A 16,938-nucleotide genomic window follows, 5' to 3' on the forward strand; every position below is an offset into this window, starting at 1 on the left:
TCCTGGTCCCTGAAGCCGATGCGGTGGGCGGGCGGGCGTGTTTGGCTGCGGGCATGACCGAATTCACCGAGGCCGAGCGCGCGTACCTCAAGTCGCAACGGCTGGGGCGACTGGCCACCGTCGACCCCCACGGCCAGCCGCAGGCCAACCCCGTCGGCTTCTTCCCGCAGGACGACGGCACGATCCTGGTGGGCGGGTATGCGATGGGTACGACGAAGAAGTGGCGCAACCTGCGGGCGAACCCGAAGGTCGCGCTGGTCGTGGACGACATCGTCAGCGTCAGCCCGTGGCGGGTACGCGGTATCGACATCCGCGGCGAGGCCGAACTCCTCGTCGGCCCGCACGAGTTGGGGCCGCACATGAGCGAGGAGGTGATTCGCATTCATCCGCGGCGGATCCACAGTTGGGGGTTGGAGGCCGGCTAGACCAACACGTGCTCCAAGGTCAGCAGTTGTACCTTCCGGTCGAGGCCGCCCGCGTAGCCCGTGAGTGATCCGTCGGCGCCGATCACCCGGTGACAGGGGCGGACGACCAGCAGCGGGTTGGCGCCGATCGCCCCGCCCACGGCCCGAACGGCGGCCCGGGACGCGCCGATCCGGGCCGCGATGTCGCCGTACGTCGTCGTCGCGCCGTACGGAACGGAGTCGAGCGCGCTCCACACCCGCTCCCGGAACTCCGTGCCGGAGGTGTGGAACTCCAGCTGGAATTCCTTGAGTTCACCGGCGAAGTAGTAGGCGAGCTGTTCGCCGGCCGTACGGAAGGGGCCGGGGTCCCGCCGCCACTCCGGCCGGACGGCACGACCGCCCTTCTGGCCGGGGACGGAGAGGGAGGTGAGGGCGCCGTTGTCGTCGGCGGTGAGGAGCAACTGTCCCAAGGGGCTCTCGAAACTCGTCCAGCGGATGGTCATGGCAACTCCAACTCCCCTGCTGCGAGCAGGTGTTGTACGGCGTAGGAACGCCAGGGGCGCCAGGCGTCCGGGACGTCGGCACCGGGCGGTGCCACGTCGGGGTCGCCGAGGGCGCGGGCGCGGATGACGGCGACCGTGGCGGCGTCCATGCCGGGCAGCGCGAGCAGGGCGGCTTGAGCGTCGTCGCGGTCGGCGCCGACGTCGAGTCGTACGGTGCCGTCGGCGAGGGCGGTGACGAGGCGGCCGACCAGGGGCTCGGCGGACAAGGCCTCTGCCAGCACGGACGGTTCGGGGAAGAGGTGGGTGAGGCTGCCGGACGGCGCGTCCAGCGTCCTGCCGTAACGCCGCACCAGCCGCTCGGCCTCCGCCCGCCCCACCAGCGCCCGCACGGCCAACTCCTCCGGATCGGCGGCGCCCGGTGAACGCAGCCCCGGCCGGGCGGCGACGAGTGGGCCGAGCCGGGGATCGCCCCCGAGCCGCTCGTCGACGGCGTACGGGTCGGCGTCGAGGTCGAAGAGACGCCGTAGCCGCTGTACGGCGGTGGTCAGGTCGCGGTGGTCGGTGAGGTGGAGGCGGGCGTCGAGCCAACCGCCGGTATGGGGGCGGCCCTTGAGGGTGCCGAGGCGTTCGTCGACGGCGACGATCCCGGTGCCGTAGGGGAGGCGGAGGGTACGGCGGTAGGTGCGGCGGCCGGGGGTGCCGGTGACTTCCTCGATGCCGGGAACGGCCTCGCGTTGCAGCAGGTCGAAGACGGCGGCGGACTGGTACGGGCCCCGGTGCGCGAGCCGCAGCGGGATTCCGGCGGAGGGCTCGGTGGCCGGGCCGGTCCCGTTGACCGGTGTAATGTCCAGCTCCTTTGCCGCCGGCTGGGGCGCGTTGGTGCGCAGCTCACTGGGGGTCGACGCGTACACGGCACGGATCGTGTCGTTGAACTGGCGCACGCTGGCGAACCCGGACGCGAACGCGATCTCCGTGATCGGCAGGTCGGTGGTCTGCACCAACACCCGTGCGCTGTGCGCCCGTTGGGCCCGGGCGAGGGCGACGGGGCCGGCGCCGAGTTCGGCGGTGAGCTGCCGTTGGACCTGCCGTGCGCTGTATCCGAGCCGTACGGCGAGACCGGCGACGCCCTCGCGGTCCACCACTCCGTCGCCGATCAGCCGCATGGCGCGGCCCACGACATCGGCGCGCACGTTCCACTCGGCCGACCCCGGCACCGCGTCCGGGCGGCACCGCCGGCAGGCCCGGAACCCCGAGCCCTGCGCGGCGGCGGCCGTCATGAAGAACCGCACGTTGCGCCGCTTCGGAGTCACCGCCGGACAGCTGGGCCGGCAGTAGATCCCGGTGGTCGCGACGCCGAAGAAGAACTCGCCGTCGAACCGGGCGTCCCGGCTCCGTACGGCCTCGTACCTGGTGTCTTCGTCCATCACGCCCTCCAGTCTCCGCCATCCCCGGGGGTGGGGCTGGCGGAAATCGGACGTGGCGTTGACGCGGCGTCGGACCGGTCGGGCCGAGCCGAAGCGGAGCCGGACCGGGTCGCTAGGCCCAGCGCCCCCGCTTCGCCTCCATGGCCGCCTTCCCCTCCGCCCCCTTCCGCTTCCAGTCGCGCCGCAGTTCGGCCCTGAGCCGGGCGTCGGTCTTGGCGACGATCCACTGGTTCTCGCGCATGAGCTTGCGGTAGCTGTCGAGCCGCCGCTCGGGCAGCTCGCCCGACTCGACGGCGGCCAGTACCGCGCACCCCGGTTCCGCGATGTGGGCGCAGTCCTGGAACCGGCACTGTCCCGACAGTTCCTCGATCTCGGCGAACACCTGCCCGACCCCGGTCTGCGCGTCCCACAGTCCGACACCGCGCAGCCCCGGTGTGTCGATCAGGACACCGCCGCCGGGCAGGGCGAGCAGGTTGCGCGTGGTGGTCGTATGACGGCCCTTGCCGTCCACGTCACGCGTCGCCTGCACGTCCATCACGTCCTCGCCGAGCAGCGCGTTGGCGAGCGTCGACTTGCCGGCACCGGACTGCCCGAGCAGCACGGACGTACCACCGGCGGCGACCGCGGCGAGCACGTCGATGCCCTCCCCGGTCGCGGCACTGACACTGAACACCGGCACGCCCGGCGCCGCGGTCTCCACGTCCTGGACGAGATACGACAACGTCACCGCGTCCGGCACGAGGTCGGCCTTGGTGAGCACGACGACGGGCTGCGCACCGGACTCCCAGGCGAGCGCGAGGAACCGTTCGATCCGCCCGAGGTCGAGGTCCCCGGTCAGCGGTACGGCGACGATCGCGTGGTCGACATTGGCCGCGAGGATCTGCCCCTCGGACCGCTTGGAGGAGGTGGAACGCACGAAGGCGGTACGACGCGGCAGGAGTGCCCGCACATAGCGCGGGTCACCGCCCTCGGGGTCGACGGCGACCCAGTCACCCGTGCACACGACCTTCATCGGATCACGGGGGACGACGAACTCGGTGTCGGCACGGACCGTACCGCCCGACGTGACGACATCGCACAGGCCACGGTCGACCCGTACGACACGACCGGGCAGCAGACCCTGCCCGGCGAACGGGGCGAACTCGGCCTCCCACTCCGCGTCCCAGCCGTACGGCTGCAACGGATGCACGGAAGAGGAAGACGACGAGAACGAACCCGGGAGAGAAGAGAAAGACAAGGGGTGACCCTTCACAAGGGTGGCCCCGGCACCGCGCTCACAGACGCGGGAAGAAAGGAGAGGTCAGCCGGAGGCCACGGGAGTGGACTTGATGAACTTCCGGATGCGGGCAGCGCCCATCACAGAGACAGCCATCGGTCACACCTCCCACAGCACAAGCCAAATCACCGGCGGCAACGTGAAGTTGCCGCTCGAACAGCACCGATCCTAGAAGGGGTGCGGGCGGCGACGCCACCGAATTACGGAGCACCCACAGCACGGGCGGGCGAACAGCGCGGGCTCGCAGCACCGCCCCGGCCCGCCGACCGGACAACTCGCCTATACGGGAACGGTGTTGGGCACAGGGTTCCACTCGGCCGCGCGAAGGGTGTTGGCCAACAGCATGGCGATGGTCATCGGGCCCACCCCGCCCGGTACGGGCGTGATGCGGCCGGCGACACCGTCGAGTTCGGCGGCGCGGACATCGCCGGTCAGGCCCTCGGGGGTGCGGTGGATACCGACGTCGATGACGGTGGCGCCGGGCTTGACGTGTTCGGGTCCGACAAGGCCCCGGACTCCGGTGGCCACGACGACGATGTCCGCGGGGCGGGTGACGGCGGCCAGGTCGGCGGTGAACTCGTGGGCGACCGTCACCGTGGCGCCGCGTCGCAGCAGCAACTGGGCCAGGGGGCGGCCGACGAGTTCGCCCCAGCCGACGACGGCGACGCACGTGCCCCTGAGTTCGATGCCCTCGGTGTCGAGGAGTTCGATGACGCCGCTCGGTGTGCAGGGGCGCAGTCCTCGTTCGCCGCGGGCCAGTAGGCCCGCGCTGGCCGTGGTCAGACCGTCGACGTCCTTGGCCGCGGGGATCCGGTCGATCAGGGTCGCGGCGTCGAGGTGGGCGGGCAGAGGGAGTTGGAGCAGGATTCCGGAGACGTCCGGCTCGGCCGCCAACTCGTCGATGACCGCGGCGACTTCGTCCCCGGAGGCGTACTGGGAGAGGTGTCGGTGGATGTCGCGCATACCGGCCTCGCGGATGGCGCGGCGTTTCGCGGCGACGTAGACCGCGCTGGCCGGGTCGTCGCCGACCAGGACGGTCGCCAGACCTGGCACCCGTCCCAAGGCCGCGGTCTCGGCGACCCGTTCGGCGACCCGGGCCCGGATGTCACGCGCGATCCGGGCACCGTCGATGGTGGTTGTCATGAGGACGAACCGCTTTCTGCTGGTGAACGTGCCACTCGTCGCGGCGGACTGCGTACCTGGGGCGCGGTCGGCCGACCGCGGGTGCAAGGCACCGGAATCGGAGCCGGAACCGGGGGGACGGTGAGCACCCCGGCGGGATCGCGTGCGACAGACGTGTCGGCCCGCCGTGTCCGCCGTCCCGGTCGGTCCGCGCGGGTTCAGACGAAGACGATGGTGTGCCTGCCGTTGCGGATGACCCGGTCCTCGGCGTGCCACAGCACCGCGCGGGAAAGGACGGCGCGTTCCACGTCGGCGCCGCGACGGGTGAGGTCGGCGGCCGTGTGGGCGTGGCTGACCCGCACCACGTCCTGCTCGATGATCGGGCCCTCGTCGAGGTCCTCCGTGACGTAGTGGGCGGTGGCGCCCACCAGTTTCACGCCACGCTCCTTGGCCTTGGCGTAGGGACCGGCGCCGATGAAGGCGGGCAGGAAGGAGTGGTGGATGTTGATGATCGGCACGCCGACCTGCTCGATGAAGTCGCCGGAGAGGATCTGCATGTAGCGGGCGAGGACGACGAAGTCGACGTTGTCCTTGAGCAGCCGCAGGTGTTCCGCCTCGGCGGCCGACTTGTCCGCGCCCATGGACGGGACGTGGAAGAAGGGGATGCCGAAGCCGCGTACCTCCTCCGCGGTGTCGGGGTGGTTGGAGACCACCATGGCGATGCTGACCGGGAGTTGGCCCTGCCGGTGGCGCCACAGCAGGTCGAGCAGGCAGTGGTCGGACTTCGAGGCGAAGATCGCCACCCGCTTCGGCACGGACAGGTCGCGCAGGATGCAGCTGAGGCCGTACGGCTTCACCAGCTCCTTGTCGAAGTCGGCGCGCAGGCCGGGCAGCGCGGCCCGCAGTCCCTCCAGGCCGAACACCGTGCGCTGGAAGAAGGCGCCGCCCTGCGGGTTGTCGGAGTACTGGTCGAGGGACACGATGTTGGCGCCGTGCCGGCCGAGGACCGAGGTCACGGCCGCGACGATGCCGGTGGCGTCGGCGCCCTGGACGATCAGCGACGCCTGGTGCCCCGCTCCTCCGGTCTTCGTGACCGTGCCGGTGGGTGCGGCCTGCGTGACGGTCATACGAGGTTGTCCTTCCTGAACTGGGCGATCCATTCGGACGTGGCCCGCAGGCCGCCGAAGGTGTAGAAGTGGATCTTCATGTCTCCGTGGCGGGCCGGGTCGTAGCCGTCCGCGAGTGCGCGCAGGAACTTGTCCGGGCCTGCGGTGCCCATCAGGTTCGTGATGGACAGGCCGTACTTCTTGGCGATGGAGGCGCCGGTGCCGACGCCGAACCGGGTGGCGTACGACATCAGACGTCGTACGCCGGCCGGTCCGGGGACGCCGATCCGGACGGGAAGCGTGATGCCCTCCGCACGGACCTTCTCCAGCCAGGCCAGGACGGGATCGACGTCGAAGCCGAACTGGGTGATGACGCTGCCGTCGAGTTCCTGCTCGGCGATGGACGCGCTCTTCTCGCGGAGCGCGGACCACAGCACGTCCCCGGCGATGTCCGGGTGGCCCTCCGGGTAGCCGCTGATGCCGATGTGCCGGACGCCGTACTCCCGTAGCAGTCCCGTCTCGATGAGGGCGAGCGAGTCCTCGTAGGGGCCCTCGGGGCGGGCGGGGTCGCCGCCGACGGTGAAGACGTCGGCGCAGGTGCCGTCGGCCCTCAGGCCGGCGAGGAACTCCTCGAACTCGGCCTGCGAGCCCAGGCGTCGGGCGGAGATGTGCGGTACCGGAACGAAGCCGAGGCGTTTCACCGCCCGGGAGGCCGCCAGGCGCAGTTCGAGGTTCTCGTTGCCGAGGAACGTGACGTTGATGCGGGTGCCCTGCGGGATGGAGTGCCGGGCCTCTTCCAGTTTCGGGACGTCCTTGCCCGTCATCTCCAGGGAGAAGTCGTCCAGCAGCGATGTGCTCACCGCCGCCGAGGCCGTACTGAGGGGGTTCATCGTGCTCCTTGTCGATAGGGGAGGGCGGGGGCGGTGGGCGGCCGGGCGCGGTGCGCCCCGCAGGGGCGCGGGGAACTGCGCGCCCAGCCCCCACCGGACCCGCAGACAACGCACCGGCATCCGGCGGAGCCACCCGCGGAGCCACCCGCGGAGCTACCCGCGCCGGTACTCCGTGCGCGCGTGCTGGTCGAACGGACTGACCTGAACCGTGGCGCGGATGCGCGGGAACCCGAGGTCGGCCTCGGGGTCGGTACCGGGGCCCGGGTGCTCGCCCCAGACCACGGTCACCTCGGTGCCGGGCTCCGCGTGCGCGGAGTCGATCAGGGTCTGCGCCAGCACCGTGCCGACGGGGTCGATCGACGCCGTCTGCATGGTCGCGCCGACCAGGCCGGCCGGGGTCTCCACCCGGTGGCGGGCGTACGTGAGGACGAAGCCGGGGTCCTCTCCCCCGCCGACGACTCGGCGCACGTCGTCGGCGTCGAGCACCAGGGTGACCTTGGTGCGGCGGGGCTCGTCCTTCGCCTTGAGCAGGGCGTCGCGGCCGTGGAAGTCGTGCCCGAAGTGGATCAGCCGGCCGTAGCCCAGTTCGTACGGGGAGACGTAGAAGTCCTCGATGTCTTCCGAGAAGTAGCTGCCGTTGAGCGGGCGCTTGCCCTCGATGCCGAACAGCGGCAGCCAGGCACGGTATTCCGCGAGTTCGGGGTCGACGTAGATGCCCGGGACCGGCGAGGGGATCCAGCCGCTCTCCACACTCGGCGTGGTGTACGCCAGCGCGCCGACCTGCACCAGGCCCAGCGGTTCACCGGCCTTGAGGAACGCCTCGTGCACGTACGCGGCGTGCTCCCAGGGGCCGATGAACTCGTAGCCCGCCTGCCCGGCCATGCCGTGGCGCAGTGCCTCGAAGGACCGGCCGTGCAGGGTGACCGGCGTGGAGTGGAAGAACTTGGTCTCCGGCAGCGGGCCGCCGAAGACGTTCTCGATCAGTTCCAGTGCCAGCGGGCCCTGGATCTGGTAGCGGAAGAGCTTGGGGTCACCGCCGCCGGGCCGGAAGGCGGAGGACGTGTCGGTCTCGAAGCCGACGTCGTAGCCGCCCTTCTCCGCGTGGTACTGCACCCAGTGCTGGGCGGCGGGGACACCGCTGAGGAGGTACTTGTTCTCGGCGCGCCGCAGGAGGATGCCGTCGGTGACGATCTTGCCGTCGCGGGTGACCGGTACGTACTGCTTGGCCTGGCCGATCGCGAACTTCTCGAAGTTGTTGGCGCCGTACTCGGCCAGCACCCGGGTGGCGTCGGGGCCCTCGATCCACAGGTCGTACATGTGGTGCGAGAGGTTGAGCAGTGCGACGCCCTCGTGCCAGGCCGCCTGCTCCTGGCGCCAGCCGACGTACTCCCGCTCGACCACCTCCGGGGTCCACGGTTCGGCGTTCGGCTGCCACAGCAGACCGATGGGCGAACCGGCCTTGTCGATGCCGTCCTGAAGACTGGGGATTGCCATTGCGGCTCCTCTCAAAGCCATCTCCCCTACAGAGCTAAATCGATCTAGTGACGCGGCTCGCCCGTCATGACCGACTCACTTCGGGAGAAAAAAGGGGGATCGCTAGAACGATCTAGCGCAAGCTAGCAGACGCGTTTGGAGCTTGACGAGACGCGTGCAGCGCATTCATTGCTGACTCCACACGACGGTCTCCGGACTCCGAGATTCGGCGGTCGCCCGCCCAGGCGGCGGCCACACAGACCGCGTACGACATCGCCGTAGTCCGAGTGGCGGTCCATCTCACGGCTGGGCGCACGCCGGTGCATCGCCACGTACGGCACCCCGGCCGCCGCGACGACGGTGGCCATGGCGGGATCCGCCGGCCCGCCGCTGACGTCGTTGACCATGCAGGCGCCGGCCTCGATCGTGGCGCGGGCGACCGCCGCGTGCAGGGTGTCCACACTGACGGCCACCTCCGCACGCACCAGCTCCCGCACCACCGGCACCACACGGGCCAACTCCGCCTCCACCGGGACGGGTTCGGCCCCCGGCCGGGTGGACTCGCCGCCCACGTCGACCAGGTCGGCGCCCTCCTCGGCGAGGCTCAGGTCCCGTTCCACGGCCGGTCCGGTCCCGGCGTGGCGACCACCGTCGGCGAACGAGTCCGGCGTCACGTTCGGCTCCCGTCGGTCTCCTTACAATGTGAACGCCGGGTCGCCGGGACGCAGGTGGACACGACAACGTCAGAGCAGGGGTGATGGGGACTTCCAGAAGAGTCACGCTGAACGACGTGGCCGCGGCGAGCGGTGTTTCCCGCGCCACCGTCAGCTTCGTCCTCAACGACGACCCGCATCAGACGATCTCGGCCGCCACCCGCGACCGGGTGAAGGAGGCGGCCCGAACTCTCGGCTACGTTCCGCACGGCGTGGCGAGAGCGCTGCGCGAAGGATCCTCCCGGGTGGTCGTCCTGAACATCGACGCGGGCATGGAAGGCGCGTACTCCCGCAGCTACATCCACGGACTCGACGCGGAACTCGCCGCCCACGACCACGTCCTCCTGGTCCGGCACGGCCACCACACCGAGCAGTCCACGCAGCAGGTCCTCGACGCCATCGTCCCCCGCGCGGTGATCCGCTTCGGCGAGACGTACCTGACCGGTCACGCCCTCGACGACCTGGGAGGCGGCTGGCGCAACGGCCTGGCCGCCCACACCGCGCTCCAGCTCCGCCACCTCGTCGACCACGGCCACACCCACATCGCGCTGGCACTGCCGGACACCGAGTCACCGCTCGCCGCGGCCCGCCTCCGCTTCACCGAACACGCGGCGCGGAACCTCGGCATCCCCACTCCGGTCTCCTTCATCGCCCCCCGCGACCGGTCCGCCTGCGCCGACGCCGTCGGCGCACTCCTCTCCCGGGCCCCCGCGGTGACCGCGATCGCCGGCTTCAACGACGACGTGGCCCTGCGCGTCCTCACCGCCCTGCGCGACCTGGACCGGCGCGTGCCGGACGACACGGCCGTGATCGGCTTCGACGACAACGGCTACGGCGAACACGTCGTCCCCTCGCTGACCACGATCAACGTCGACGGCGAGGCCCACGGCCGGTTCAGCGCCCGGCTCGCCCTGGGACTCGACACCAGTGGGCTTGAGCCCCCGCCCGCGCGGGTCGTCGTCCGCGAGTCGACCTGAGGGGGCGGGTCCACGGAACCGACCTGGAAAGCGCAGATCTTGACGGCGTCGGTCCGGTTCCTCAAGCGGTTCCGGCTGCCGTTCGGAGGCGGTCGGCCCGGTCGGTGCGCTCCCAGGTGAAGTCGGGCAGCTCCCGGCCGAAGTGGCCGTAGACGGCGGTCTGCGCATAGATCGGCCGCAGGAGGTCCAGGTCCCTGATGATCGCGGCCGGCCGCAGGTCGAAGACCTCGGTCACCGCGTCCTGGATCCGGGTGACGGGCACCGTCTCCGTGCCGAAGGTCTCGACGAAGAGGCCGACCGGCTCGGCCTTGCCGATCGCGTACGCCACCTGTACCTCGGCACGGCGGGCCAGCCCGGCCGCCACGACGGTCTTCGCGACCCAGCGCATCGCGTACGCGGCGCTGCGGTCGACCTTGGACGGGTCCTTGCCGGAGAAGGCGCCGCCTCCGTGGCGGGCCATGCCGCCGTAGGTGTCGATGATGATCTTCCGGCCGGTCAGGCCGGCGTCGCCCATGGGGCCGCCGATCTCGAAGCGGCCGGTCGGGTTGACGAGCAGGCGGTAGCCCCGGGTGTCGATGTCGAGCGAGGCCAGTTCGGGTTCGACGACGCACTCGTGGATGTCCGGGACCAGGGTCGAGTCGAGGTCGGTGCCGGCGGCGTGCTGGGTGGAGACGACCACGGTGTCCAGCCGGACCGGGCGGTCGCCGTCGTACTCGACGGTGACCTGGGTCTTGCCGTCGGGCCGCAGGTAGGGCAGCGTCCCGTCCTTGCGGACCTCGGCCAGCCGGCGGGCCAGGCGGTGGGCCAGCATGATCGGCAGCGGCATCAGCTCGGGCGTCTCGTCGCAGGCGTAGCCGAACATCAGCCCCTGGTCGCCGGCGCCCTGCCGGTCCAGCTCGTCGGCCGCCCCGTCGGCGGACGCCCCGACCCGCGACTCGTACGCGCTGTCCACGCCCTGCGCGATGTCCGCCGACTGGGTGCCGAGAGACACGGAGACCCCGCAGGAGGTGCCGTCGAAGCCCTTGAGCGAGCTGTCGTAGCCGATCTGGAGGATCTTGCCGCGCACGAGTGCGGCGATCGGGGCGTACGCGGTGGTCGTCACCTCGCCCGCGACATGCACCAGACCCGTGGTCACGAGCGTCTCCACGGCGACCCGGGACAGCGGGTCCTCCTTGAGCAACGCGTCGAGAACGGTGTCGCTGATCTGGTCGGCGATCTTGTCGGGGTGGCCTTCGGTCACTGACTCCGAAGTGAACAGGCGACGGGACACGGGGCTCCTCAGTAGTAGTGGCGCATGATGTCGGTGGCCCAGGGGGGTTGGGTGGTGGGGTCCTGGGGGCCGAATTCGTGCATGTAGGGCTTGATGTCGAGGACGGGGGTGTCGTGGACGGCGTCGAGGCCCTGGACGTGGAGGTCGAGTCCGTCGGTGTGCAGGAGGCGGCAGCGGGAGACGCCGAGGCGGTTGGGGCGGTTCTTGCCGCGCTGGGCGAAGATGCCGACCAAAGGCCAGTCGGTGTTCCCGCGGGGATGGCGGGCACCGGTCTCGATCTTCTCCACCGGGACGCGGTCGAAGTGGTAGACGACCTCCAGGTGGGAGAAGGCGTCCAACCCCGCCAGCGCGTCCGGTCCGAACAGGGTCCCGTCCAGCCGGATCACCGCCTGCACCCCGCCCCAGTCGTCGTCCCGCACCTCCTCCCGGCCACCGACCACCCGACCCACCGGAACCGACACCACCCCGGCCGGGCGCTGTTCGTCTCCCGTCCAGACGTCTCCCCGGATCAGCAACTCGCCCGGTACGGCGCGGTGGACAGCGAGATAGACCTCGTCGCCGGGCACACCGAGCAGCGTGCTCAGCTCGTCGCGCAGCAGCCGCAACAGCCGCTCCACGGTCTCCTGCGGGTACGTCTCCTTGCAGGTGACGAAGCCGATGGGGGCGCGCGAGCCCGCGGCCGCGCGCTGCCACTCCGGGCGGTGCGACGCGTCGGCGTCCAGCTGCTGCCAGGTCACCCAGCAGTGCTCCGCCGGAATGCGCAGCAGCCCGGTGACCGCTTTGGCGACCTGAGCCAGGCCGGTGCCGCCCGGGCTCGGGTCGGGCGACATGAGGGTGATGACGGGCATGGGACAGGGCCTCTCTGGGGGGGCGGCTTCTCAGTCGGGGCATGCGAGGGGGAAACGGTCAGGCCGGGAGCAGGGCCAGGAGTTCGGAGCGGTCGACCTTGCCGTTGGCGGTGACCGGCAGGCGGTCCACCCGCTGTACGACGTCCGGCACCGCGTGGGCGGGCAACAGCCGGCCGAGCGAACGGCGCAGCAGCACGGAGTCGTCCGTGGCGTCGGTGCGGTCGGAGTCCTCGGCGGCGGAGGTGTAGAAGAGCGCGAGCCGTTCGTAGGTGCCCAGTCGTCCGGGGACGGGGACGGCCACGCAGTGTGTGATCCCGGGCAGTCCGGCCGCGTGCGCCTCGATCTCCTCGGGCTCGATGCGGTAGCCGCGGATCTTGACCTGCCGGTCGGTGCGGCCGGTGAAGTGGAGGACACCGTCGGCGTCGCGGAAACCGCGGTCGCCCGTCCGGTAGACACGTAGGTGCGCTTCGGCGATCCGGGCTTCCTGGAAGCGGGCTGCGGTCAGGGCCGGGTCGCCGAGATAGCCCAGCGCCAGTCCGGTCCCGCTGACGCACAGTTCGCCCACGGCACCGGGTGGGCAGACCGCGCCGGTGTCGTCCAGTACGTGCACCGCGGTGCCGGGGACCTCGCGGCCGATGGGGACGCCGTACTCCGCGGCGCAGTCGGGTGCGGCGATGGGATGGACGGTGGCGAACACACAACTCTCCACCGGGCCATAGCCGTTGAGCAGCCGGATGCCGGGGTGCCGGTCGAGGAAGGCGCCGACGTGGGCGGTCGACAGCTTCTCGCCGCCGATGTAGAGGCGTCGCAGGTCCTGGAAGCAGTCGGGGTCGATCTCGGTGAAGAGGTTGAAGAGGGAGGCCGTCAGCCAGCCGGTGTCGACCCCGCAGGTGTCGATCGCGTGCCGCAGTGTGTCGGGCAGGAGGTAGTCGTCCCTGGCCGTGACGCAGGTGCCGCCGGTCGTGAGCATGCCCCACAGTTCGAGGGAGAAGGCGTCCCAGGACGCCGGGGCGGCCTGCAGCATGACGGTGCCGGGGCCGAGGGCGAGCGGCCCGTCCGGTGTGAAGAGACGTGTGGTGGCCGCGTGCGGTGACACCACGCCCTTGGGGGTGCCGCTGGTGCCGGAGGTGAAGAAGACCGTCGCGGCCGTGTCGGCCGGTCCTTCGTACGCGCGGAAGCCGTCAGTCCCGCCGGTGGGAGCCGACAGTTCGGCCGGGGGCCGCCACACCTGCTGCCGCGCGGACATCTCCTCCAGGTCCGTCACCAGCACAGGGGCGTCCAGCTGCCGCAGTACGTCGTCGACCCGCTCGCGCGGCCATCTGGGGTCCAGGGCCGCGTAGCCGGCGCCGCACTTGAGCACCGCGAGCAACGCGGCGTACAACCGGGCGGAGCGCGGCAGTTGCACCGGGATCAGCGTGCCCGGCCCGGCCCCGGCCGCTGCCAGGTGCCCCGCCCAGTCGTCCGCGACCGCGTCGAGCGTCGCGTAGTCGAGGCGGATGTCGCCGTCCACCACCGCGAGGGCCTCCGGCGCCGTCCGGGCCTGGTGCGCGACGGCCTGGTGTATGAGTCCGACTCCCATGGAAGGCCCTCCAGATCTGCCGGTGGGAAAACCCTGGGCGGCCGAATTCCCGGCAGCCCACAGCAGATATACGGGCCCCTCATACCTGGTGTCACGTACCCGATTCCGGGGACGGCGACCGGCGTTGACTTCACGGGCCATCGATCGTGAACCTTACTGGGGCCGGGTCGGCCGGACATTCGAGGGGGTTTGTGCGATGAGGGCCGTCAAACAGGAAGCACGCGTTCTTCCCAGACCGCTTCTGGCAGGACACGGCAGCGGCATAGAGCTGCTGGACTACGACGCCGTCCCCGGGCTGCCAGGAGCCGGCGGAGCGCCGGGAAGCATGCTGCTGCTGCACGGATTCGGCGGTGACAAGGGGCAGTTGCGGCCGGTCGGCGACGCGCTCTGCCCGCCGGGCTCGGTGGCCGTCCACCCCTCCCTGCGCGCCCACGGCGACAGCCACCGGCCCGACTGGGGTTACTCGGTGCTGGACTTCGCCGCCGATGTGCACCGCTTCGCCGACGCCCTCCCCGGCGAACTGCACCTGGTGGGCTACTCGTACGGCGGCCTGGTGGCGGCCGTCTCGGCGGTCACCTGGGGTGCGTCCCGGGTCCGCAGCCTGGTCGTGATCGACCAGTCCTTCGACGCGCACCCCGCCCTGCACGTGGCGGACGAGTGGGCCGAGGGAAGTCTGCTGCGCTGGACCTACGACTTCGGACATCTGCCGGATCTGCTGGAGCGGCTGGGCATTCCCGTCCTGGTGCTGGCGGCCGAGGAGAGCCGGAACATCCTGGCCGACGAGCGGGAGCGCCTGTCCCGGCGCGACAGCGCGGCCCTGCGACTGGAATTCATCCGGGGCTCCCACGCCGATTGCCACCGCAATACGGACGAGATCACCTCCGCGATGCGCGATTTCTACGGCGACCGATTCCCCGCGTCCCACGAGAAGAAAGAAACGCCATGAAATCCTCCTTCATCGAGGAGGGGCCCGCGCGCACCCTGGTGCTCGGCACACTCGCCAACTCCGTCGGAAACGGCGTGTTCCTGACGTGTTCCGCGCTCTACTTCATCCGGATCGTGGGTTTCTCGCCGGCCGAACTGGGCCTCGGACTCAGCATCGCCGGAGTCGCGGGCCTCTTCGCCGGAGTCCCCTTCGGCCATCTCGCCGACCGCAGGGGCCCGCGCGGCACCGCGGCGGCGCTCCTGATCCTGGCCGGCCTCGCCACCGCCGCGTACCTCACGACCGACTCGTACCCCTTGTTCGTCGTGATCGCCTTCCTGTACGCGCTCTTCGAGCGCGGTGCGCACGCGGCGCGGCAGGCGCTGATCCCGGCGGTGCTGAGCGGCGAGAGTCTGGTGCGCGTCCGCGCCAAGGTCCGGGTGGTCACCAACGCCGGGGTGTCGGCGGGGGCCGCGCTGGGCGGTCTTGCCCTGCTGTGGGACACCAAGGCGGCCTATCAACTCACGTTCGCCGGGAACGCGTTGAGCTTCGTCGTGTGCGGACTGCTGTTCCTGCGGCTGCCCGCGGTGCCGCCCTCGCCGGAGCGAGCGCCGGGTGAGCCGCGCCTGGCGGTGCTGCGCGACACTCCCTACGCGGTCCTCGCCCTGATCAACATGGTGATGCTGCTGCACATCCCGATCCTGGAGGTGATCCTCCCGCTGTGGATCGCGTTGCGCACCGACGCACCGCACTCGCTCACCGCCGTGCTGCTGCTGTTCAACACCCTTGCCGTCGTGGCCCTTCAGGTGCCCGTCACCAAGAAGATCGACGCCCTGGAACCGGCGGTCCGCGCCTTCCGGGTGGCGGGTGTCGTCCTGCTCGCCTGCTGCGCCGCCTTCGCCCTGTCGGCCGGCCGCGGTGCGGTGACGGCGACGGCGGTGCTCGTGGTGGCCGCGGCCCTGCACGTCCACGGCGAGATGGTGCAGTCGGCGGGCTCCTGGCTGATCGGCTACGAACTCGCCCCCGCGGACAAACAGGGCCAGTACCAGGGCCTGTTCAACACCGGGATCGCCGCCGTCCAGATGTTCGGGCCGGTCTCGCTGACCCTGCTCCTCATCGACTGGGGCAGGCCCGGCTGGCTGGTGCTCGGCGCGGTGTTCCTGGCCGGCGGACTGTCGATGGCACCGGCCGTGCGGTGGGCCCAGCGGCGCCGGGCCACCGCGGACGCGGCCGGTGCGACGCCGGTCACCGCCGTCTGAGCGCTGCGGGGCGCCTCGGGGCGCCGTACAACCGACACCACCCGATGGGGGAAACACGATGGTCAACCGGGAATCCACCACCGTGCCGTCCACCGGCCTCGGCCGTGACGGCATCGAGCTCCAACTGTCCGATGTGTGGCGCAGGTTGCTCAACCGCACGGACATCGGCATCCACGACGACTTCTTCTCGCTGGGCGGCCACTCGCTGCTCGCCATCAGGCTCACCGTGGAGGTGCGCAGGCTCTTCCAGGTCGATCTGAGCGCCGCCGACCTGCTGTCCGCGGCCACCGTCGCGGAGCTGGCCGAGATCGTCCGCCGCGGCACTGCGGACCGTCCGGGCCAACTGGTGCGCATCCAGGCCGGTTCGGGCGGCAGCCCCGTCTACGCCCTGCCGCCGGTGTCCGGGACCGTGCTGCTGTATCCGCCGATCGCCCGCGCCATGGGACGCGACCAGCCGTTCTGGGCCGTGCAGTCGGTCGGTCTGCTGCCCGGCGAGGAACCCCTCTCCTCGATCGAGGAGATCTCCGAAGCCTTCATCGAGCAGCTGCGCGGTGTCCATCCCGAGGGCGTCGAATGGAATCTGATCGGCTACTCCATGGGCGGCCTGCTGGCCTACGAGACCGCCCGCCGGCTGCGGGAACGGGGCGAGCGGGTCGGCCTCGTCGGGCTGCTCGACACCCGGATCACCGTCGAACCCAGCGGTGACCCGGACTTCGCCCTGCGGGCCCTGCTCTGGCGCGGACTCAAGCTGGACCTGGACATCGACTGGCTGCGCGGTCTCGACCCCGACACCCGGGCCGCGGAACTGGTGCGGCGGGCCGTCGCCGCGGGCACGATGCCCGCCGACTTCGACGCCGACCGGCTGCGCCGCATGATCGACATGTACCAGTTCAACCTCGACGCCCTCGCGGCCTACCGGATCAAGCCCTACGACGGCACCGTCACCGTCTTCCGCGTGACGGACCGCTCCCTGGAGGGCGGCACGCTCCCCGACGACCTCGGGTGGGGGGACGTCGCCGCCCGCGCGGTGGTCTGCGACGTGCCGGGCGACCACTTCACGATGGTCGAGCCCGGCCAGGTCGAGGTCCTGGGCCGCCGGCTGCGCGAGCAGGTCGACCTCCTGGACACGGTCACGCCCCTGACCTGACCGTCCTCGTCCGGAAAGGAAACGC

The 16,938-nt window shown here is 71.1% G+C and carries 16 protein-coding genes; 5 read left to right on the top strand and 11 right to left on the bottom strand.

The window, feature by feature from the left end:
• Positions 1-53 precede the first annotated feature (53 nt).
• Positions 54-425, top strand: coding sequence for a PPOX class F420-dependent oxidoreductase (locus tag ACIBJH_RS17465; protein WP_399117714.1), 372 nt, complete (start codon positions 54-56; stop codon positions 423-425).
• Here ACIBJH_RS17465 and ACIBJH_RS17470 read toward each other — a convergent pair.
• From ACIBJH_RS17470 to ACIBJH_RS17505, 8 genes are all read right to left on the bottom strand, one after another.
• The gene (locus ACIBJH_RS17470; protein WP_399117715.1) at positions 422-907 is read right to left on the bottom strand and encodes a methylated-DNA--[protein]-cysteine S-methyltransferase; all 486 of its coding nucleotides are present in this window, start codon (positions 905-907) and stop codon (positions 422-424) included. The two genes, ACIBJH_RS17465 and ACIBJH_RS17470, sit on opposite strands and share 4 nt — an antisense overlap.
• Positions 904-2,331: a bifunctional transcriptional activator/DNA repair enzyme AdaA gene (locus ACIBJH_RS17475; protein WP_399117716.1), complete on the bottom strand. Its 1,428-nt coding sequence runs from the start codon at positions 2,329-2,331 to the stop codon at positions 904-906. Before ACIBJH_RS17475 ends, ACIBJH_RS17470 begins: the two co-directional genes overlap by 4 nt.
• A gap of 112 nt (positions 2,332-2,443) precedes the next feature.
• Complete coding sequence (gene rsgA / locus ACIBJH_RS17480; RefSeq protein ID WP_399117820.1) at positions 2,444-3,511, bottom strand: ribosome small subunit-dependent GTPase A; 1,068 nt, start codon at positions 3,509-3,511, stop codon at positions 2,444-2,446.
• Between the two features lie 375 nt (positions 3,512-3,886).
• Positions 3,887-4,750 carry a bifunctional 5,10-methylenetetrahydrofolate dehydrogenase/5,10-methenyltetrahydrofolate cyclohydrolase gene (locus tag ACIBJH_RS17485; RefSeq protein WP_399117717.1) on the bottom strand — a complete coding sequence of 288 codons (864 nt, stop codon included), beginning with the start codon at positions 4,748-4,750 and terminating at the stop codon, positions 3,887-3,889.
• A gap of 197 nt (positions 4,751-4,947) precedes the next feature.
• Entirely contained in the window at positions 4,948-5,856 is a 909-nt protein-coding gene (gene purU, locus ACIBJH_RS17490; RefSeq protein WP_399117718.1) for a formyltetrahydrofolate deformylase, read from the bottom strand.
• A complete protein-coding gene (locus ACIBJH_RS17495; RefSeq protein ID WP_399117719.1) occupies positions 5,853-6,725 on the bottom strand; it encodes a methylenetetrahydrofolate reductase in 873 nt (290 codons plus the stop codon). Before ACIBJH_RS17495 ends, purU begins: the two co-directional genes overlap by 4 nt.
• Positions 6,726-6,878: 153 nt before the next feature.
• Positions 6,879-8,219 (bottom strand): aminomethyl transferase family protein, encoded by a 1,341-nt coding sequence (locus tag ACIBJH_RS17500; protein ID WP_399117720.1) that lies wholly within the window; start codon positions 8,217-8,219, stop codon positions 6,879-6,881.
• Positions 8,220-8,341: 122 nt separating this feature from the next.
• Entirely contained in the window at positions 8,342-8,872 is a 531-nt protein-coding gene (locus ACIBJH_RS17505; RefSeq protein WP_399117721.1) for a dihydropteroate synthase, read from the bottom strand.
• A 116-nt stretch (positions 8,873-8,988) separates the two neighbouring features.
• Between ACIBJH_RS17505 and ACIBJH_RS17510 the strand changes: the two genes are divergently transcribed.
• Positions 8,989-9,888 carry a LacI family DNA-binding transcriptional regulator gene (locus ACIBJH_RS17510; protein WP_399117722.1) on the top strand — a complete coding sequence of 300 codons (900 nt, stop codon included), beginning with the start codon at positions 8,989-8,991 and terminating at the stop codon, positions 9,886-9,888.
• A gap of 61 nt (positions 9,889-9,949) precedes the next feature.
• Here the strand turns inward: ACIBJH_RS17510 and metK are convergent, their stop codons facing one another.
• The 3 genes from metK to ACIBJH_RS17525 all read right to left on the bottom strand — a co-directional run bounded on the left by metK (position 9,950) and on the right by ACIBJH_RS17525 (position 13,585).
• On the bottom strand, positions 9,950-11,158 hold the full coding sequence (metK, locus tag ACIBJH_RS17515; protein WP_399117723.1) for a methionine adenosyltransferase: 1,209 nt from the start codon (positions 11,156-11,158) through the stop codon (positions 9,950-9,952).
• An 8-nt stretch (positions 11,159-11,166) separates the two neighbouring features.
• Positions 11,167-11,622, bottom strand: a complete 456-nt coding sequence (locus ACIBJH_RS17520) for an SAM-dependent methyltransferase (protein ID WP_399117821.1) — start codon at positions 11,620-11,622, stop codon at positions 11,167-11,169.
• A 442-nt stretch (positions 11,623-12,064) separates the two neighbouring features.
• Positions 12,065-13,585 (bottom strand): amino acid adenylation domain-containing protein, encoded by a 1,521-nt coding sequence (locus ACIBJH_RS17525; RefSeq protein ID WP_399117724.1) that lies wholly within the window; start codon positions 13,583-13,585, stop codon positions 12,065-12,067.
• 196 nt (positions 13,586-13,781) lie between these two features.
• On the opposite strand from ACIBJH_RS17525, the gene ACIBJH_RS17530 reads away from it, so the two are divergent.
• Genes ACIBJH_RS17530 through ACIBJH_RS17540 form a run of 3 tightly spaced genes read left to right on the top strand, consistent with a single transcriptional unit; the run spans position 13,782 to position 16,913 of the window.
• A complete protein-coding gene (locus ACIBJH_RS17530) occupies positions 13,782-14,531 on the top strand; it encodes an alpha/beta fold hydrolase (RefSeq protein ID WP_399117725.1) in 750 nt (249 codons plus the stop codon).
• Positions 14,528-15,766, top strand: coding sequence for an MFS transporter (locus ACIBJH_RS17535; RefSeq protein WP_399117726.1), 1,239 nt, complete (start codon positions 14,528-14,530; stop codon positions 15,764-15,766). The genes ACIBJH_RS17530 and ACIBJH_RS17535 overlap by 4 nt, the downstream gene beginning before the upstream one ends.
• 58 nt (positions 15,767-15,824) lie before the next feature.
• A complete protein-coding gene (locus tag ACIBJH_RS17540; protein WP_399117727.1) occupies positions 15,825-16,913 on the top strand; it encodes a thioesterase domain-containing protein in 1,089 nt (362 codons plus the stop codon).
• The last annotated feature ends 25 nt before the right edge of the window (positions 16,914-16,938 follow it).

The organism is Streptomyces sp. NPDC050548 (genome assembly GCF_044457385.1).
Lineage (GTDB): Bacteria > Actinomycetota > Actinomycetes > Streptomycetales > Streptomycetaceae > Streptomyces.

Coding starts and splice junctions, on each gene's coding strand:
- ACIBJH_RS17500 (WP_399117720.1), bottom strand. CDS start 8,219: ATGGCAATCCCCAGTCTTCAGGACGGCATCGACAAGGCCGGTTCGCCC.
- ACIBJH_RS17495 (WP_399117719.1), bottom strand. CDS start 6,725: ATGAACCCCCTCAGTACGGCCTCGGCGGCGGTGAGCACATCGCTGCTG.
- ACIBJH_RS17475 (WP_399117716.1), bottom strand. CDS start 2,331: ATGGACGAAGACACCAGGTACGAGGCCGTACGGAGCCGGGACGCCCGG.
- ACIBJH_RS17465 (WP_399117714.1), top strand. CDS start 54: ATGACCGAATTCACCGAGGCCGAGCGCGCGTACCTCAAGTCGCAACGG.
- ACIBJH_RS17485 (WP_399117717.1), bottom strand. CDS start 4,750: ATGACAACCACCATCGACGGTGCCCGGATCGCGCGTGACATCCGGGCC.
- ACIBJH_RS17530 (WP_399117725.1), top strand. CDS start 13,782: ATGAGGGCCGTCAAACAGGAAGCACGCGTTCTTCCCAGACCGCTTCTG.
- ACIBJH_RS17535 (WP_399117726.1), top strand. CDS start 14,528: ATGAAATCCTCCTTCATCGAGGAGGGGCCCGCGCGCACCCTGGTGCTC.
- ACIBJH_RS17540 (WP_399117727.1), top strand. CDS start 15,825: ATGGTCAACCGGGAATCCACCACCGTGCCGTCCACCGGCCTCGGCCGT.
- ACIBJH_RS17470 (WP_399117715.1), bottom strand. CDS start 907: ATGACCATCCGCTGGACGAGTTTCGAGAGCCCCTTGGGACAGTTGCTC.
- ACIBJH_RS17525 (WP_399117724.1), bottom strand. CDS start 13,585: ATGGGAGTCGGACTCATACACCAGGCCGTCGCGCACCAGGCCCGGACG.
- purU (WP_399117718.1), bottom strand. CDS start 5,856: ATGACCGTCACGCAGGCCGCACCCACCGGCACGGTCACGAAGACCGGA.